The 16433-nt window shown below is 67.3% G+C and carries 18 protein-coding genes; 11 read left to right on the top strand and 7 right to left on the bottom strand.

What is annotated here, in order from left to right; translation table 11 throughout:
• Positions 1–90: 90 nt before the first annotated feature.
• From Verru16B_RS07425 to Verru16B_RS07410, 4 genes are all read right to left on the bottom strand, one after another.
• Positions 91–666 carry a PAS domain-containing protein gene (locus Verru16B_RS07425; protein ID WP_069961685.1) on the bottom strand — a complete coding sequence of 192 codons (576 nt, stop codon included), beginning with the start codon at positions 664–666 and terminating at the stop codon, positions 91–93.
• A 92-nt stretch (positions 667–758) separates the two neighbouring features.
• Positions 759–1238, bottom strand: coding sequence for a tetratricopeptide repeat protein (locus Verru16B_RS07420; RefSeq protein WP_069961684.1), 480 nt, complete (start codon positions 1236–1238; stop codon positions 759–761).
• The gene (locus tag Verru16B_RS07415) at positions 1190–1714 is read right to left on the bottom strand and encodes a cysteine peptidase family C39 domain-containing protein (protein ID WP_069961683.1); all 525 of its coding nucleotides are present in this window, start codon (positions 1712–1714) and stop codon (positions 1190–1192) included. The genes Verru16B_RS07420 and Verru16B_RS07415 overlap by 49 nt, the downstream gene beginning before the upstream one ends.
• Before the next feature lie 3 nt (positions 1715–1717).
• Complete coding sequence (locus Verru16B_RS07410) at positions 1718–2155, bottom strand: PA2779 family protein (RefSeq protein WP_069961682.1); 438 nt, start codon at positions 2153–2155, stop codon at positions 1718–1720.
• A gap of 529 nt (positions 2156–2684) precedes the next feature.
• Between Verru16B_RS07410 and Verru16B_RS07405 the strand changes: the two genes are divergently transcribed.
• The 9 genes from Verru16B_RS07405 to Verru16B_RS07365 all read left to right on the top strand — a co-directional run bounded on the left by Verru16B_RS07405 (position 2685) and on the right by Verru16B_RS07365 (position 8326).
• On the top strand, positions 2685–3002 hold the full coding sequence (locus Verru16B_RS07405) for a glycine zipper domain-containing protein (protein ID WP_069961681.1): 318 nt from the start codon (positions 2685–2687) through the stop codon (positions 3000–3002).
• Between the two features lie 43 nt (positions 3003–3045).
• The gene (locus Verru16B_RS07400) at positions 3046–3438 is read left to right on the top strand and encodes a phage holin family protein (protein ID WP_069961680.1); all 393 of its coding nucleotides are present in this window, start codon (positions 3046–3048) and stop codon (positions 3436–3438) included.
• Positions 3417–3722, top strand: coding sequence for a hypothetical protein (locus tag Verru16B_RS07395; RefSeq protein ID WP_069961679.1), 306 nt, complete (start codon positions 3417–3419; stop codon positions 3720–3722). Before Verru16B_RS07400 ends, Verru16B_RS07395 begins: the two co-directional genes overlap by 22 nt.
• 47 nt (positions 3723–3769) lie before the next feature.
• Positions 3770–4516 (top strand): RNA polymerase sigma factor, encoded by a 747-nt coding sequence (locus tag Verru16B_RS07390; RefSeq protein WP_069961678.1) that lies wholly within the window; start codon positions 3770–3772, stop codon positions 4514–4516.
• A 47-nt stretch (positions 4517–4563) separates the two neighbouring features.
• Positions 4564–4995, top strand: a complete 432-nt coding sequence (locus tag Verru16B_RS07385) for a hypothetical protein (RefSeq protein ID WP_069961677.1) — start codon at positions 4564–4566, stop codon at positions 4993–4995.
• Positions 4996–5130: 135 nt separating this feature from the next.
• The gene (locus tag Verru16B_RS07380) at positions 5131–6309 is read left to right on the top strand and encodes a sensor histidine kinase (protein ID WP_157772324.1); all 1179 of its coding nucleotides are present in this window, start codon (positions 5131–5133) and stop codon (positions 6307–6309) included.
• A complete protein-coding gene (locus Verru16B_RS07375) occupies positions 6306–6992 on the top strand; it encodes a response regulator (RefSeq protein ID WP_069961675.1) in 687 nt (228 codons plus the stop codon). Before Verru16B_RS07380 ends, Verru16B_RS07375 begins: the two co-directional genes overlap by 4 nt.
• 112 nt (positions 6993–7104) lie before the next feature.
• Complete coding sequence (locus Verru16B_RS07370; RefSeq protein ID WP_069961674.1) at positions 7105–7863, top strand: BON domain-containing protein; 759 nt, start codon at positions 7105–7107, stop codon at positions 7861–7863.
• A 253-nt stretch (positions 7864–8116) separates the two neighbouring features.
• Entirely contained in the window at positions 8117–8326 is a 210-nt protein-coding gene (locus Verru16B_RS07365; RefSeq protein ID WP_069961673.1) for a DUF3185 family protein, read from the top strand.
• Positions 8327–8344: 18 nt separating this feature from the next.
• On the opposite strand, the gene Verru16B_RS07360 is transcribed toward Verru16B_RS07365, so the two are convergent.
• The 3 genes from Verru16B_RS07360 to Verru16B_RS07350 all read right to left on the bottom strand — a co-directional run bounded on the left by Verru16B_RS07360 (position 8345) and on the right by Verru16B_RS07350 (position 14245).
• Positions 8345–9574: a hypothetical protein gene (locus Verru16B_RS07360; RefSeq protein ID WP_069961672.1), complete on the bottom strand. Its 1230-nt coding sequence runs from the start codon at positions 9572–9574 to the stop codon at positions 8345–8347.
• Between the two features lie 82 nt (positions 9575–9656).
• Entirely contained in the window at positions 9657–11327 is a 1671-nt protein-coding gene (locus Verru16B_RS17795; protein WP_083270182.1) for a phytase, read from the bottom strand.
• A gap of 158 nt (positions 11328–11485) precedes the next feature.
• A complete protein-coding gene (locus Verru16B_RS07350) occupies positions 11486–14245 on the bottom strand; it encodes a TonB-dependent receptor (RefSeq protein WP_069961671.1) in 2760 nt (919 codons plus the stop codon).
• Positions 14246–14499: 254 nt separating this feature from the next.
• Between Verru16B_RS07350 and Verru16B_RS07345 the strand changes: the two genes are divergently transcribed.
• Together Verru16B_RS07345 and Verru16B_RS07340 are read left to right on the top strand one after the other, a co-directional pair.
• Positions 14500–15303, top strand: a complete 804-nt coding sequence (locus tag Verru16B_RS07345) for a TrmH family RNA methyltransferase (RefSeq protein ID WP_069963656.1) — start codon at positions 14500–14502, stop codon at positions 15301–15303.
• A gap of 117 nt (positions 15304–15420) precedes the next feature.
• Positions 15421–16338, top strand: a complete 918-nt coding sequence (locus tag Verru16B_RS07340) for an alpha/beta hydrolase family protein (protein WP_069961670.1) — start codon at positions 15421–15423, stop codon at positions 16336–16338.
• Positions 16339–16433: the final 95 nt, after the last annotated feature.

Raw genomic sequence — 16433 nt, 5'->3', positions numbered from 1 at the left:
TTGAAGCCGTTGACCAGTTGCCAATTACGCAGCCGTAAAAACACCCCACCGGGGCATAACAGACCGCATCTCCCGTCCCGCAGACCGGCTTTACCCGGCGCAACCAGCCGCCGCCAGCTTCCGCTCGCGCGCCACAAACCAGAGGGGGTGGCCCCCCTCATCCAGTACCGGGGAAATCCGCACATCCGCGCGGTAGGGTGAGCCGTCCTTGTGATAATTGACCAGAGTCTCCCGGCAGCTGCGCCGACTGGCAACGGCCGCCCGGATCCGGGCCACGGCGGCCGCTTCGGTGTCTGGTCCCTGCAACAGCTCGCCTGGCTTGCGCCCGCGCAGCTCCTCGATCGAGTAGCCGCACATCGCCGTGAAAACCGGGTTCACCCATTCGATCCGGCCGGCGGGATCGGTCACCACCAAGGCTTCCGGTTCCGGCTCCGGCGGCAGGGCGTCGAGCGCCTGCAACAGCCGGGCCTTCAGCCCCGCCGGGGCCAGGGCGGCGGAGGGGATCGGGGCCAGAGCCACCGCGGCCACCGTCTCCTGCAACCCGGCCACGAGGGCCCGCAGTTCCTCATGAAATTCCAGTACCACCTCCAGGCTCTCGCGCTCCGCCGGGGTCAGCTCGCCAGCCACATACAGGGCGGCCCGGTCTTGGACGTTTTCAGGAAGCATGGGGGAAGGTCGATTCACCTAGACTGCTACGTCCGACAGTCAAAGCCGGATTCCCCGGACCAGCGGCGGCACCGGGCCGTCCCACCCGTGGCTCACCGCCGGCGAAGGATGAATGCGAGGGTGTCTTCGTAGGTCGCCCGCGGCTCCGCCCCGAGCGCCAGCGCCTGCCGGATCAACCGCTCCGCCTCGTCCAGGTCCCGATTTTCCTGCGCCAGCAACCAAGCCAGGTTGTTCAGGGCCATCGCATTGTCGGGCTTCGCCCCGAGGGCGGCGCGGTAACTTGCCTCCGCCTCCAGCGGGCGCCCCTGCGCGGCCTGCACGTTGCCCTGACAGGTCAACGCCACGCTCCGCTCCGGTCCGACTGCCGCCCGGCCGTACTCGCGCAAAGCCAGGTCGGGCTTGCCGTCCTGCTCATACGTCATCCCCAGCTGCAGGTGCTCCGCCGGGGTCAGCGCATCGGCCGCCGGCCGCCCACCCGGCAGCAGCGCGCAGCCGGTCAGCCCGCCGCCCGCCAGCAGCAGGATCAGGAACCCGGCGTGATAAGGAGAAATTGGTTTCCGGCGCGTTGCCATTGGCGGATGAATTTTTTGTGGGTGAGCAGAACACCGGCCGGTTTGCGGCCTTGATACCGCACCCCGCGCTCATCCCACCCCGTGACGGCGGTGAAATGCGGCTGTCGGATCGAGGCGAGGCCCAAATCCAGCAACACGATGGGCGGCTGCCCGGCGGCGACCGCTTGCTGCAGGTCCGCGGGCGTGCCGGTGCGCAGCTCGGTCTTGAATCCCCGGCTGCGAGCATACCAGGCGAGGTCCATCAACAACACGCCCCGGGCGGTGGGACTGTAGATCGCCGTGGAGATCGTCTCCTCCGGCACGACCGTCCCGTGAAACGCCAGCACGGCCGCCAGCGTGGTCGGCCCGCATTGGTACAACGCGGTGGATTGCGGCGCCACCCGCAGGTGGGCCGGCTGCTCCGCGGGCGCGGACCAACCGGCCGGCCCGAGGCCGCCGAGAAAAAACCCGACGGTGATGCAGAGGCGCGATCGCACGACTCAGGCCATCATCTGGTCCGCACGCAGACCGTGCGCAGCGGGCAGGGTCCCGTTCTCGCTGACCCGCAGGATCAAAAACACCAGCAGGATGATCACGAGCAGCGAGATCAACAGGCCGGTCACGCCACCCGCCATCACCTTTTCGGATTCGGTGGCGAGCTGGTGCAGCTCCGCGTCGCTGGCCTGGGCCAGGCGCAGCTGGATTTCCGCCGAGGTGAAGCCGAGCTCACCCAGGCGCTGGTTGACCACCTTGTGCTCCAGGGCCTGCTGTATTTTGGCGAGGTCGGCCGTGCGGGTGGATCCGGCCAGCATTTCGACAGAGGAGATCGGGCCGGCCAGCGCGGACGGAGCGATGGCGTGCAGACCAAAGGAGAGCGCGAGCAGTGCGGCCGTGGAGCGGATCCACGTCGGGAGGGAGGAGGACAGGAGGGATTTCATAAGGCAGGACCGGATGTCGGAGGGTTGAACTGGCAGGGGGTGAAGCGATGAGTGTGCCCGAACCCCGCCATCCGAACCATGGGGTCAAAGCCTACCGGCCCCTGCGCCTTTGTCCGGGTAGGGTTTCCCGGTATGTCCCGCGGCCGGTGCTTCAGGCATGCTGCGGCATTCCCTCAGCCGTCAACCAACCCACCCCCATCCCATGTCCAAAAAATCCCGAGGCGGTCGCATGACCGCCGCCAAGAATCGCGCCGCCAAAACCAAAGGCGGCAAAGGCCCGGTCAAAAACCGCCCCGCCGGCCGCAACATAATGAAGACCTGAGCCGGTTGCCTGCGCTCGGATCAACGAGGCCGTCCGATGGGACGGCCTTTTTTTCGCCCGCATCCGGCCCGCGCCCGTCGCCTGTGCCCTGAACACCCCATAGCCGCCACCCCGGCCCGCCGGTATGCTGCGGGCGTGGGACCTCTACGCCGCGGCAACTTCGCCAGCCGGCAACCAGGTCCGACTATTAATCCAACCTCCCCTCCCATGAAAAACCGCCACACCGCCGAATCCGCCACCCCCACCGACTTGCTCAACGATCTCCGCACCCTCGTCGTCGAGGCCGAGCAGATGCTCGAGTCCTCCGTCACCGAGCACTCCGGCGAGGCCCTGCAAGCCCTCCGTACCCGTTACGAGGCCGCCCAGGAACGACTCGGCGTCCTCTACGCCGGCGCCAAGAAGAACGTCGTCGCCGGGGCGAAATACACCGACGAGACGATCCGCGCCCATCCTTACCAATCCCTCGCGGTCGCAGCTGGCGTGGGCCTTCTGGTCGGCGTCCTCCTCGGCCGCCGCAGCCAGTAACCCCCGCGGGCGACGGCGCCTGCCGTTGCCCTTCCCCGTCCCCATGGACCCGACCCCTCCCCCCTCCCCGCCGGGCCTGCTCGACTCGCTCCGCCTGCTCGGCGACACCCTCGTCGCCGGTCTCCAGGATCGGCTCGAGCTGCTCTCGGTCGAGTTGCAGGAGGAAAAATTCCGCCTGATCCTGATCTTCCTCTGGATCAGCGCGGCCGTGTTCACCGCCATGATGACGCTGGCCTTCGCCAGCCTCACCGTGGTGTATCTTTTCTGGGAGAGCGCCCGGCTCGCCGCCCTCGGCGGCTTGACCCTGCTCTACGCCGGCGCACTCGCGGTCATCGTGATCGCATTCCGCCGCTTCCTGGCCCGCCAGCCGCAGCCCTTCGCCGCCACCCTGCAGGAGCTGAAGGAGGATCGCGCATGTATTCGCACCGGGAACTGAGCCGGCTGTCGGCCCACAAGGCCGCGCTGCGCGGGCGCATCGCTGGCCGGCGCACCCTCGCGGCCGCGCTCGCCACCCGCGCGCTCCGGCCCGTGGCCTGGCTGGATCGGCTGCGGGACCTGTGGCGCGGCGTGGCTCCCTTCGCCGGTCTCGCCGCGATCCCGCTCGGCTTGCTGCTCAAGCGCTCCCCCGCCCCGCGCCCGCGCCTGCTGGGCACGCTCCTGCGCTGGGCCCCCGTCGTTCTCGGCGCGGTCCGCGGCCTCACTGCCGCCCGGCGCGAGTAGCACTAGACCCCATTTTGCCCGCCGGACTTTGCCGGTAGTCTCCGCCCATGGTTGCCCTCTATTCCACTCTAGTCCCCTCCGCCCCCAGCCTGCAACGCGCCGCCGACGCCGCCCGGGCCCGCACGGAGGCGGAGCATGACGCCGGTCTCGTGCACCGCTTCAACTCCGGCGACGAGACCGCCTTTGTGGAGATCGTCGGGCGCTACCACGCCAAGATGCATCGGGTCGCCGTGCTCGTCCTGCGCAACCACGCCGACGCGGAGGAGATCGCGCAGGACACCTTCATCCGCGCCCACCGCGCCCTCGCGAAGTTCCGCGGCGACGCCTCCCTCGCCGCCTGGCTGCACCGCATCGCGCTGAATCTCTCCCGCAACCGCTACTGGTATTTCTCGCGCCGCCAGCGGCACGCCACCCTGCCGCTCGACGCCTCCTTCAGCGACACCAGTCGCGCCAGCTTCGCCGATCTCGTCGCCTGCGACGAGCCCGGCCCGGCCCACGCGGCCGCGACCAACGAGTTTGCCGTGATCGTGGCCGGCTGCATGGCCCGGCTGCAACCCGCCCAGCGGGAAATCCTCCAGCTGCGCAACGTGCGCCAGCTCTCCTACCGCGAAATCGCCGGCTTGCTCGGCATCACCATCGGCACCGTCAAAAGCCGCGTTGCCCGCGCCCGCGAAAATCTCCGCCTGCTCGTGGTCCCGTTTTACGCCAACCAGGCCGGAACCGGCAGCTCGCCGACCCCGTCCTGGTTTGAATCCACCCGCCCCGCCGGCTTGCTCCAGCGCGTTGGGGACTGAGCCCGCGCCCCCGCCTCGCCACACTCCACCCCCAACCGCCTGATTTCATGAAACCGACGCCTTCCGCCCTGCTCGTCTGCCTTCTCTCCCTCCTCACTCCGGTCCTGGTCCCCGGCGCGGATAAACCTCCCGCACCCGCCGCCGCTCCGGCCGACCTCTGGACCGCCCTCAAGGTTTGCACCTACGACAACCGCGCCGTGCTCTACGCCGGCCTGCCCGGCCTCGCGGACCACGTGGATGCCCAGATCGCCGCCCTGAATGCCAAACGCACAACCATGGGTGCCAAGAACATCAGCACCCAGGCCTGGGATTTCGCGATGCAGGAACTGGCCCGGTCGCGGATCCACCTCATGTCCAGCAGCGACGACCTCATCAACGCCGACCGCGAAAACTGGGACCAACTGAAGGACCAGGTCGGCCTCGCCTGGGTCCGGACGCAAGACGCCTGCGGCAAGGTCAAGGCCAGTACAACCAACTGACCCGCCCCGGCCCGCCGGCGGGCCGGCGAATCCCTTATCGCTATCCATCAGGCCCGCGCGTTTAATGTCACTGACGGAGGCCTCGCCACCCCGGCGATTCCCTGCCCGTGCCATCCTCAAGCCAACGGAGGGAATGTGAACACCCCACTCAGGAAGTTCGAACGGGATGCCCGGGCCATGAAGGCGGGCCGCGCGCGCCTGTCCGCACGCTACCTTACCGCCCTCCGTACCCACCTCGCCAATCCCGGCCCGGAACCGGCTGCCGCGGCCCGGAACCTCGGGCACGCCGCCCTCGGCAAGGGCATGGTCACCCTCGACCTGGCCATCATGCACCAGCAGGCGGTCGTCGCCCTCGCCCCATCCTTTGATTTCGCCCGCATCCGCAACGGCGCCCTTTTCCAGGCAGGCGCGTTTTTCACCGAGGCCCTCATCCCGCTCGAGGTGTCCCAACGCTCCCGCCGCGAGATCAACACCCAGCTACAGCAGCGTAACGCCACCCTCCACGCCCACACCACCGCCCTCGCCCAGGCCAACCGCCGTCTCGAGCGCGAGGTCGCGCGCCGCGAGACCAGCGAGACTGCCGTGCGCCAGGGTCGCGCCCACTACCAAACCCTCTTCCTCGGGTCCCAGATCATGCAGAAGCGCCTGCGTCAGCTCACCCGCCAGATTCTCACCGCCCAGGAGGAGGAGCGCAAAAAAATCAGCCGCGAGCTGCACGACGAGGTCGTGCAGATTCTCGTCGGCATCAATGTCGAGCTCTCCACCCTGACTTACGGCAACTCCCCGGACCTGCCCCACCTCAAGGACAAGATCACCCGCACCCAGCGGCTCGTGGAGCACTCGGTCGAGGCGGTACACCGCTTCGCCCGCGAGCTCCGCCCCGCCGTGCTGGACGACCTCGGTCTGATCCCGGCGCTGCGCACCTACTGCGAGAGCCTTGCGGAGCGGAAGAAATTCCGGATCCACCTGACCGCCTTCGGCGGCGTCGAGACCCTCGCCGGCGACAAACGCACCGTGCTCTTCCGCGTGGCCCAGGAGGCGCTCACCAACGTCGCCCGCCATGCCCGCGCCACCCACGTCCGGCTGACCATCAGCCGCCTGCCCGCCGCGATCCGGATGGAAATCGCGGACAACGGGAAATCCTTCCCGGTTCAGCAGGTCTTCGGCGCCAAGGGCCACAAGCGCCTCGGCCTGGTCGGCATGCGTGAGCGCGTCGAGATGGTCGGCGGCAGCCTCACGATCGAATCCGCCCTTGGCCAGGGCACCACTGTGCGCGCCGAGCTCCCTTTCCCCGCGGAAATCCCCTCCCCATGATCACCGATCAGAAAATTACCATCCTCCTGGCCGAGGACCACGCCATCGTCCGGCAGGGCCTCTGCGGCCTGCTCAAGATGGACGGCCACTTTCACATCGTCGGCGAGGCCCGCACCGGCCGCGAAGCGGTCGAGCTGGCGCGGACCCTCCGACCCGACGTCATCCTGATGGATATCGCCATGCCCGTGCTTAACGGCCTCGAGGCCACCCGCCAGATCCTCGCCGCCAACCCCACCGCTCGGGTCGTCATCCTCTCGGCCCACAGCGACGACGTCTACGTCGAGCGCATGACCGAAGCTGGTGTGGCCGGCTTCATCGAGAAGCAAACCTCCGCCGAGATCCTCACCAAGGGCATCCGCGAGGTCGCCCTCGGTCGCACTTTTTTCAGTCCTTCCATCGCGAAACGGCTCCGCGACAGCCAAGCCCGGCCCCGCGATCGTGAAGGCCGCCCCAAGGCGCACGGCAATCGTCTCACCTCCCGTGAAACCGAGGTCCTGCAACTCGTGGCCGAGGGCTCGGCCAACAAGCAGGTCGCCGCCGCGCTCGGCATCAGCATCAAGACCGTCGAAAAGCACCGCCAGCACCTCATGGACAAGCTCAACATCCACGAGACCGCCGGCCTCACCCGCTACGCCATCGCCAACGGCATCATCGAGAGCAGCGTGCAGCTCACCATCATCTGAGCCTCATGGCCCGACCCGCCCCGCCCGGGCCGGGGGTTTTTATGGCCGCTGGCGAGTAGGGCAACGCCCCATACCCGCCCCGTCGTGGAACGCGTATTGTCCCGGCTCGCTTATGAAACACAAACATCTGTCCGTTCTCCTCGCCCTCGTCACCGCTCCCGCCGTGATGTTCGCTTCCGCCGCCACCGACCGCAAGATCGAGGAGGCCGCCGAGGCTTCCTACAACTACCGCACCGTCCTTGAGGACCACGTCAAGGTGAAGGCCAAGGACGGCATCGTCACCCTCACCGGCACCGTCCAGGACAAGGACGACCGCGCCCTCGCCGTCGATACCGTGGAAAACCTCCCCGGCGTCACCAGCGTCCGCAACGAGATCACCGTCAAGTCCACCTACCCCGAGAAGTCCGACGGCTGGATGGCCCTCAAGATCCGCGGCCGTCTGCTCGTGAAGGGCAACGTCAGCGCCGCCACCACCACGGTCGACGTCAAGGACGGCGTCGCCACCCTCGGCGGCACGGCCGACAACCTGGCCCAGAAGGAACTCACCGGGATCTACGCCCAGGAGATCGACGGCGTGAAGTCCGTGAAGAACGAGATCACCATCAAGGATCCGTCCATCCCGTCCCCCGGCGCCAAGCAGACCATGGGCGAGAAGATGGATGACGCCTCGATCACCAGTCAGGTGAAGTTCGCCCTCCTCAGCCACAAGTCCACCAGTATGCTGAAGACCAAGGTCACCACCAACGATGGCGCCACCGTCATCTCCGGCGAAGCGGCCTCCGATGCCGAGAAGTCCCTCGTCACCAAGCTTGCCCAGGATGTCCGCGGCGTCCTCTCCGTGACCAACAACATGACGGTCGCGAAGGCCTGATCGATCCGCTTCGCCTCCTGCCTCCCTCTGCGGCCAACTTACCGGTTGGCCGCATTTCATGCCCGCCTCCTCCTGATGCCCCCTCCGGACCAATCGCCATCAAAGCCGCCTGTCACACCTGGCCGTCCCCTCGGCCGCAAGGCCCTGGTCGCTGCCGGAAAATCCGTGCTCCGCACGACGGCGCGCCCCGCCCGGCACCCGGTCGCTTCACTCCTGCCTCCCTTCCCCCCCTCCTCCTCCAACCGCAATTCCCATGAATAAGACCCTTTCCCTCGCCGTGCTCGTCATCGGCATCCTGCTCCTGATCTACGGCCTCAGCGCCTCCGAGTCCCTCGGCTCCGAGTTCTCCCGCCTCTTCACCGGCAAGCCCACCGACGAGAGCATCTGGCTGCTCCTCGGCGGCATCGTCGTCACCGCCATCGGCGCCGGCGGCCTGCTGCGCGGTTCGAAATCCGCCGACTGACGCCACCCGGCCGGCCCCTCAGACCGCCGTGGTGGCGGTCTTTTTTGTGCCCAAGCCCACCGCTTCCTTGATCCAACTCCAGGCCTTGCGCAACCCGACCTCGCAGGTGCCGGAGATATGGTAGGTGCGGGCGAAGAGTTCCTCGTGTCCCAGGTAACGCGGCGGCAGCAGCAGCAGCGTGCGGTTCTGGTCCCGCTTCGCGTCGTGCCCGAGCACCTCGGAAAAAAACACCCCGCGCCCAACCACGAGACCCGCCCGCGGCACCGGCACCTCGCGCGCCGGGAACACGAGCCACGGCCGGAACTTCAGCGTCAGGCCGCCATCCGCCGCCTGATGCAGCCGGCCGTAGGTGCGCGGGGGCACGCCTTCAAATTCCGCGCCGGTAAACAGTTTGTTGCCGTCCGCCAGCAGCTTGAACCGCTTGCGCCGCACCGTGAAGAAATCCCAGCAGAACACCGAGCCGAAGGTCATTAGCCGGAACGCCCAGCCCGCCGTGAAATAGGCGAATATGATGATCACCACCGACAGCGTCGCGCCGACCACCGGGTCGATCCAAGCCGTGGCGGTCACCAGCCCGAGCACGCCCGTGCGCACGCCTTTGAGCGCCGCATCGATCGCGCCCCAGGGGCTGAGCAGGATCAACACGTTGATCGCATGCGCGGTCAGCCACACTACGGCGAAAACCGCCACCGACAGCGGCACCATCAGCAGACTCAGCAGCCAGCCCGTGTCGATGGACGCCACCGGCAGCATCGCCAGACCAGTGTAATGCAGCTCCACCGTGCCACCGAACCCGGCGGAATCCATGAAGAGTTTCGACCCAAAGGTGATCAGCGAGGGAATAACCGCGCCGGCCGCGACCAGCCCGCTGGCCTTGTTCTCAATCGTCTCGAGGACATCCAACGGCTTCTTCCAGCCCGGGGGCAACGTGGCGCCGGCCGCGTCCTTGAAGGCCACCGCCGCCACCATCAGCACGCCCAGCGCCCAGAAGGACGGATTGGCAAACCAGGGCAGCGCCGCCTTCTCCTCCGGGGTCGCCGCCTTGAAGTACTGGTACGCACCCACGGCGCTCACGCCCAGCAGAGGCGAGATGGCGATACCCGTGACCTGCGTGGCCATCGCCGCCAGTTCCAGGCCGGGCGTCTTGGCCGTCTTGGTCTCGGCTTTCGCCGTGCCCTGCGCCAGCAACGGCAGGCTCAGCAGGGTCAGACAAAGCGCGAGGGCCACCAAGGGGGCATAACGTTTCATGCCGCGAACCTAGGAATCCGCAGCACTTTGGAAAGCCCGCAAATGCCGTGCCGGACCGGTCAAAGTCCGGCCCTAACTCCCCTCACTCCAACCCCGCGGCCTTGGCGATGTCATCCCACGCGTAGAAGTGGAACACCTTGCCCTCCGTCATCGCCACGAAAAGGCCGCCGGGAAATCCCGGCAGCACTGTCGAGGTGAGCTCGCTGCCGTCGCTCTCAATGGCAGCCACGTCGACGGCTTTGATCATCGGGTGCTCGTGTGGTCGCCCGGCGACACCTTCGCGGGGAAAAATCTGAAACCGATGCGCCTGCTGGTCGGACACCAGCAGATATCCGGTGCCGTCCGCACGCTTGTAGAAGGAGATGCCCTCGTGATCGGAGGCGAATCCGGTGGTGCCAAAGAGCGCAAGCTCCCGGTTCGCGTCGGGCGCATCGGGATCGGCGGCGTATTTGCGCACGCCAAAGGTCTCGTCGGAATAGTAGATAAAACCAAGCTCGGCATCGACGCCGATCGCCTCGATCTCGGCCCGGCCACTGTAGGCCCCAAACTCGCGCACCAGGGTCATCTTGACCTGGCCGGTGCCGTCATCCTCCAGCCGGTATTGCGCGAGATAACCTTCCGCCGGACCGGACTTGCCGCCGACGATGGCAAACACCGCGCCGTCGCGGGGCCGCTGGTACAGGGCGACGCCCATCGGGGCGCGCTCCGGGTCACCGCCAAACACCACCAGGTCGCCCCGGTCGGCGGCGGCGAGATCCGGTACGGTGAAGACCCGCAGGCGCTTCATTTCCCGCTCGGTGACAACCGCGATGGCCACCGTGCGGCCGCCGAGTTTGAAGCCGCTGACCAGATCCACGTTGTTGGGCCGCTTGAGTCCGGTTACGGAGCGGACGATCCGGCCCGCAAGGTCATAGGCCAGCAACGCGCCGTCGGAGTTCTTGTCCGTGCCGAGCACCAGGCTCTGCGCCGGATCCGCCGGGTTGATCCAGATGGCCGGGTCGTCGGTGTCATGCTTCGCCGGCTCCGTGATCACCCGGGGGTGGACCGCCGTCGTCCGATAGCCCGGCAGGGCCGCGGCGGCCGGGGCCTGGGCCAGCACGCAGGCGGCCTTCACCGCGTCATCGAAGGCATCGTCGTCCGCGTCATCCCACTGGATCCGCGTCCTGAAATAATCTGCCCAGCGGAACTCCTGGAAGTATATATCTTTCCGCTCGTGAAAGCCGTTCGCCTTCATCACGCCCCAGGCGAGCCCGCGCCAGGCATCGCGCTGCATGACAAGCAGGCTCGCCGGCAGGGCCGAGGGCGGCTGCACCTGACCGGCGGCATCTTGCAGGTAGGTGTAATTGTTCGCCTGCATGCGGGACCAAAATTCTTCCGGCGGCAGGGCCGACCAGTTGGCGAGGATGTGGCCATACGCGGTCTTGTCCGGCGCGCTCGACTCCAGCAGCGAGCGCAGCGTGTGATGGCCGTCGGTCATGTAGGGCACGCCGCCGGGGCCGATGACGACCGGCACGTCCTTGTCGATGAGGTAGGCCTTCACCTCCGCGGGTGTCATGGCGTTGATCTTGGCCGCTTTGTAAACGACCTCGCGCCAGCCATGGGAAAACTGCGTCGGGTGCAGCGCGCTCGCCTCGATTCGGTAGGCGGCGCCCGCGGCCAGATCCGGTCGGAACGGGAGATGGCCGTCCGGCTGGGCACGGGCCGCGATCAGAGACACCAACAGGAGAGCAAAAAGAGAAAGGGCTTTGTTCATTTGGTAGGGGATTGGTCATAGGAGCCTGCTCGCAGGCGACTCAGGATCATTCGCCGCCAGCAAAAGACTGCATCACCGAGAAGCATGCTCCTGCCTTTGAGCGAAAACGCCGCAGGCCGGCAGGTTTGCACCCACCGGCCCGGATGGCCAAACTTGTCTTAGAGTTTCCAGCGGACGCCGAAGTTGGCACTCCAGCCATATTCCTCCACCTGGCCGAGGCGCTTCCCCTGCGTCGTGCCGGGGCTGTTCAGGTAGACACGGAAGGGCTCGTCGGTGAGGTTCAGCATCTCGCCGTAAAGCTCCCAGTTCTTGGTCAACTTGTAACGGGCGGTGAGGTCGAGCTGCTTGAAGTCGTCGACGTAGATGTCTTGCCAGGCCGCGCCACCGATCGGCTCGTCCTCGCGCAGGCGCTCCGTGCGGAAATTCAGCGCGAGACGCAGGAACAGGCCGGCTTTCTCGTAAGTGAGCGCCAGGTTGCCCGTGCGGTCGCTCTGGCCGACAAAGGGCACGTTCTCGCCGGGGCGCGTCGGGTAGTCCGCCTTGCTGTCGAGGAAGGTGATGTTCGCCATCAGCCCGAGTCCGTCAAAGGGCGAGGGCAGCATCCGCAGCTGCTGCTGGTAGGCCAGCTCGAGGCCCGTGATCTTGCCGTCGGATCCGTTGGCGTACGTGGTCAGGTCGTAGCTGTCGCCGTTGATCACCAGCGGGGACGGGTCCTCGTACTCATAGGAGAAGTTCTCGATCTCCTTGTGGAACACGGCGGCCGAGAGCACGCCCAGCGAGGGCAGGTAGTACTCGACCGACGCATCCCAGTTCGTCGCCTCGAGCGCGTCGAGCGCCGGGTTGCCCCGGGTGATCTCGAAATCATCGCTGTTCACCAGCGAGCGGAAGGCGGTGTCGCTGAAGGACGGCCGGGCGAGCGAGTTCGACCAGGAAGCGCGCAGCACGACGCTCTTGGTGAGGTCGTAGCGGAAGTGGACGCCGGGCAGCACGTTCGTGTAACTCTGCTTCGCCGTGCGGGCCGTGGAAACCTCGTTGACCAGATCGAGCTCATTGCCCGTCGTCTCGAACTCCGTGCGCTCCACGCGCACGCCGCCGAGCACATTGAGCTGGCCGAACTGCGAGCCGCCCATCACGTAACCGGAAAGCACATCCTCGTTGAGGGAGAAATCCTCAAACTCGCTGTCCTCAAACACGCGGCCCCCGGTGAAGCCGGCGCGGTTGGCATAAAACGCCTCCTTGACGGCGGCGGTGCTGATGCGCGGGACCCGCAGGTAGGGATAATCGCTGGCCGGCTCGGCCAGGTTGGCGAAGGTGAAGGTGGCCGGGGCGGAGCCGAGCTCGTAAGCCTCGCCTTCGGACTCCTTCTCCTTGGCGCGGAACAGGGCGCCGAACTTCAGGTAGGCCGGACGGCCGGTGAAATCATAACGGGCATGGAAACCCAGATCCGTCTCGGTCTCGGACCCGCTTTCGTTAACCAGGTCGATGCGCTGGTAGGCGTAGGACGAGGGCTCGAAGAAACTCGCGCCGGCCAGTTGGGTGACGCTGACGTTGTAGGCGCCGTCCGTGTCGTAACGGACGGAGGTGTCGCGGGTGTTGCGGCGGAAGCGCGCGGTAAGCTCGTCGGGCCGGCGCTCGTCGCCCTTGGTGTACCCGGCCTGCACCTCAACCTTCCAGGCGCCGAGCTGCTTCGCGCCGCCGGCGCTGAACGTGGTCACATCCTGATCCTTCTCGCGGATGCGGAGCCGGCGGGCGTAGCGGCGCATGCCCGTGTAGGTGGCCGAGTTCGCCGTCACTGAGCTTCGATTAAGGGTGGCCTCGGTGAAGTCGAAAAGCGTGAGATGACGGCTCTCGGTGTCGGTGAAGCGGTTGAAGCCGCCGTGGACGTAGAAGGAGGTGGTGCTGTCCGGGCGGGCCTCGAAGGCGGCATTCACCCCGTAACGTTCGCGATTGATCACGTAATCGCGGAATGCGAGCTCGGACATGGTATAGAAGGCCGTGCCGTTGTCGGCGGGCGACAACCAGGCCCCCCCGTTCTCGAAATTGTACGAGCCGAACTTGCGCTCCTGCCAGGTCGGGGCGATGAGGAAGCCGTACTGCTTGTCCGCGCCAAACAACTGCGAGACGTAGCCATTGAATTTCTTGGAATACTCGCCGCTCTGGTCGGCATACTGGCCCTGCGCCGAGAAGCTGGCCGCCAGCCCATCGGACTCAAAGGGGCTCTTGGTGCGGATGTTCACCTGTCCGCCCAGCCCCTCGCCATCCATGTCGGGCGTCGGCACCTTGGTGACCTCGATGGCGGAGAGCGCATCGGCGGGGATCACGTCGAGCGCCGTGGCGCGCTCGCCGAGGTCGGCGCCAGCGAAGGAGCCGCCGTTCACCTTGACCGAGGTGAAGGTGTAGTTGAGCCCGCGCAGCACGATGTAGCGGCCCTCGCCCTGGTCGCGGTAGAGCGACACGCCGGGAATGCGCTGGATGGCCTCGGCCGCGTTCTGGTCGGCAAAGTTGCCGATCTCGTCGGAGGCGATGATGTTCGTGTAGGTGGCGGCGGCGCGCTGCTGGTTGATGGCGCGCGCGGTGCCGACCGCGGCGCCCTCGATCACCAGCTTGTCCAGCTCAACCGTCTCGCTGTTGAAAACGACGTTCAACCGTGTCACGCCGCCAATCTCCACGTTACGGGAAACGACCGGATAACCCACGTAGTTGACCTCCACGATGGCCGCACCTGCCGGCACGCTACCGAAGGAGTAGTCACCCGAGGGACCGGTAAAGGTCTCGAGTCCCGTATCCGCGATGGTCACGCGCGCGCCGGAGAGACTGAGGCCGGTCGAGGCATCGGTCACGCGGCCGGAGAGCGAGCCGGCGGTCTGGGCCGCCAGGGTGAGCCCGGTGCAGGCGAGCGCCGCAACCGCGGCGCGCATAAACAGGGAAAAAGCGCGGAATCCCGCGCGTGGAGTCGTGGTGTGCATAAGGTGTGGGGTGAACCTGCACGGACATTTTTTCCGCGGTCAACGCGCGACCCGTGGCGTCGCCAAAACGTTACCCCGGCGAAACACGGCCGTCACAAAACCCGTGCGCGCGGGCCCGCCTCGCAATGCCCGCCCCCCTTTTAATCACGCAGATCCCTCCCGCCGCCACAGTTGCCAAATCCCACCCGCCCTGTTTGCTCGCGGTCATGCCGCTCCCCAAAGCCGAGATCACGCGCCTGCGCTCCCTGCAGGAGAAGAAGTCCCGCGAGTCTCTCGGTCTCTTCGTGGTCGAGGGCGAGAAGGTCGTCGGCGAGCTCCTCGCCGCCGGATTTCCGTTCACGGAACTCTACGCCACGGACGCATGGACCGGTGGAGGCGGGGTGCCCCCACCCCGCAAGGCATCGGCTCCGGATGACGCATCCCGCGGGGTGAGGGCACCCCGCCTCCAAGCGACCAGCATCACCGAGGCCGAGATGGCGCGCCTCAGCCACTATCCCACCCCGTCGACGGTCCTCGCCGTCGGCACAATCAACCGCCCCCCGCTGGCCGCCGGCGTCCTCAACCGGGGCCTCACCCTCGCCCTCGACGGTATCCAGGACCCCGGCAACGTCGGCACGCTCCTCCGCCTCGCCGACTGGTTCGCCTTCGACCGCGTGCTACTCTCCCCCGACTCCGCCGACCTCTTTTCCCAAAAGGTCATCAACGCCAGCATGGGTTCCTTCGCCCGCGTCACCTGCCACACCGCGCCGCTGGCCGACGCCCTCGCCGGCGTGACCGCCCCGGTGCTCGGCTGCGACCTGTCGGGCGCGGACGTGCACTCCATGCAACCTCGGCGCGACGCGATCGTGGTCATCGGCAGCGAGGGCCGCGGGATCTCCGTCGCCGTCCGACCCTTGGTCACGGATTTCGTGACCATTCCCAAGTATGGCGGCGCCGAATCCCTTAACGCCGCCACGGCCGCCGCCATCGTCTGCGACAACCTTCGCCGGGTGTCGCCCGGTGGAACCTGACCTCCGGGCAGGTTTTTCGGCACCGGCCCGGAGTGGCCCCCTCCGCCCGTCGCACGTATCCCGCCCTTCATCGCGACGGGATTGTCTGCCCCGCGGTGTTACCCTAACCACCCGCCCATGAACCGCCCTTCGTCTTCCGCCCACCGCGCGTCGTTCTTTTCCCTCGGTCTCCTGCGCAGCCTCGCCGTGGCCATCTGCGTAGGCGGGTCCTCCGCCGTTGCCGCCGAACCCGACCCCGCTATCTTCGCCTACGACCGCACCGCCTCCTTCAACGTGCAGGAGGCCGGGCGCGAAACCCGCGGCGCCGCCCTGGTCCGTGACATCACGTTCACCCCGGCCGGCCAGCCGGTGAAGGCCTACGTCGTTTCCCCAGTCACTTCCGCCGGCCCGCACGCCGCCATCCTCTACGTCCACTGGCTCGGCGACCCGGCCACGACCAACCGCACGCAGTTCCTCGCCGAGGCCATTGCCCTCGCCGGCCGCGGCGTGGTGTCCCTACTGGTCGAGGGCATGTGGGCCCAGCCCGATTGGTACAAAAATCGAGTCCCCGAGCAGGACCATGCGCACGCGGTCCGCCAGGTCATCGAACTCCGCCGCGCCATGGACCTGCTCCTCGCCCAGCCCGGCATCGACCCTGCCCGCGTTGCCTTCGTCGCCCACGATTTCGGCGCCATGTACGGGATGATCGCCGAGGCCCAGGACCGCCGCGCCCGGACCTATGTCTTCCTGGCCCCCACGCCCCACTTCATCGACTGGTTCCTCTTCCGCCAGCAACCCAAGGATCTCGCGGCCTATTCCGCCCAGCTCGCCCCGCTGGACCCGGTGAACTTCGTCGGCCGCCTCGCGCCCGCGCCGGTGTTTTTCCAATTCGCAGCGAAGGATTTCTACGTCACCGCCGAGGAGGCCGCCGAGTTCTACGCCGCCGCCGGCCCGCGCAAGCACATGGCCACCTACGCCGCCGACCACGGCCTGCACCCACCCGAAGTCGCCGCCGACCGGATGGCCTGGCTGATCCGCGAACTGGGCCTGCCGTAGGGCCGGTCTCCGACCGGCCTGCTGGCGTTTGCCGGCCGCGCTTCACCGGATGGTCCAGCGGATCACAGCCGCCCTATTCCCACTCTGCCCGCCCT

It is taken from the genome of Lacunisphaera limnophila (assembly GCF_001746835.1).
Lineage (GTDB): Bacteria > Verrucomicrobiota > Verrucomicrobiia > Opitutales > Opitutaceae > Lacunisphaera > Lacunisphaera limnophila.
This window is presented reverse-complemented; position numbering and strand designations above follow the sequence as displayed.

What these genes read in the sequence shown, in the direction of transcription:
- Verru16B_RS07340 (WP_069961670.1), top strand. Translation starts at nt 15,421, where the DNA reads ATGAACCGCCCTTCGTCTTCCGCCCACCGCGCGTCGTTCTTTTCCCTC.
- Verru16B_RS07390 (WP_069961678.1), top strand. Translation starts at nt 3,770, where the DNA reads ATGGTTGCCCTCTATTCCACTCTAGTCCCCTCCGCCCCCAGCCTGCAA.
- Verru16B_RS07350 (WP_069961671.1), bottom strand. Translation starts at nt 14,245, where the DNA reads ATGCGCGCCGCGGTTGCGGCGCTCGCCTGCACCGGGCTCACCCTGGCG.
- Verru16B_RS07375 (WP_069961675.1), top strand. Translation starts at nt 6,306, where the DNA reads ATGATCACCGATCAGAAAATTACCATCCTCCTGGCCGAGGACCACGCC.
- Verru16B_RS07410 (WP_069961682.1), bottom strand. Translation starts at nt 2,155, where the DNA reads ATGAAATCCCTCCTGTCCTCCTCCCTCCCGACGTGGATCCGCTCCACG.
- Verru16B_RS07360 (WP_069961672.1), bottom strand. Translation starts at nt 9,574, where the DNA reads ATGAAACGTTATGCCCCCTTGGTGGCCCTCGCGCTTTGTCTGACCCTG.
- Verru16B_RS07370 (WP_069961674.1), top strand. Translation starts at nt 7,105, where the DNA reads ATGAAACACAAACATCTGTCCGTTCTCCTCGCCCTCGTCACCGCTCCC.
- Verru16B_RS07365 (WP_069961673.1), top strand. Translation starts at nt 8,117, where the DNA reads ATGAATAAGACCCTTTCCCTCGCCGTGCTCGTCATCGGCATCCTGCTC.
- Verru16B_RS17795 (WP_083270182.1), bottom strand. Translation starts at nt 11,327, where the DNA reads ATGAACAAAGCCCTTTCTCTTTTTGCTCTCCTGTTGGTGTCTCTGATC.
- Verru16B_RS07405 (WP_069961681.1), top strand. Translation starts at nt 2,685, where the DNA reads ATGAAAAACCGCCACACCGCCGAATCCGCCACCCCCACCGACTTGCTC.
- Verru16B_RS07385 (WP_069961677.1), top strand. Translation starts at nt 4,564, where the DNA reads ATGAAACCGACGCCTTCCGCCCTGCTCGTCTGCCTTCTCTCCCTCCTC.
- Verru16B_RS07420 (WP_069961684.1), bottom strand. Translation starts at nt 1,238, where the DNA reads ATGGCAACGCGCCGGAAACCAATTTCTCCTTATCACGCCGGGTTCCTG.
- Verru16B_RS07425 (WP_069961685.1), bottom strand. Translation starts at nt 666, where the DNA reads ATGCTTCCTGAAAACGTCCAAGACCGGGCCGCCCTGTATGTGGCTGGC.
- Verru16B_RS07400 (WP_069961680.1), top strand. Translation starts at nt 3,046, where the DNA reads ATGGACCCGACCCCTCCCCCCTCCCCGCCGGGCCTGCTCGACTCGCTC.
- Verru16B_RS07345 (WP_069963656.1), top strand. Translation starts at nt 14,500, where the DNA reads ATGCCGCTCCCCAAAGCCGAGATCACGCGCCTGCGCTCCCTGCAGGAG.
- Verru16B_RS07395 (WP_069961679.1), top strand. Translation starts at nt 3,417, where the DNA reads ATGTATTCGCACCGGGAACTGAGCCGGCTGTCGGCCCACAAGGCCGCG.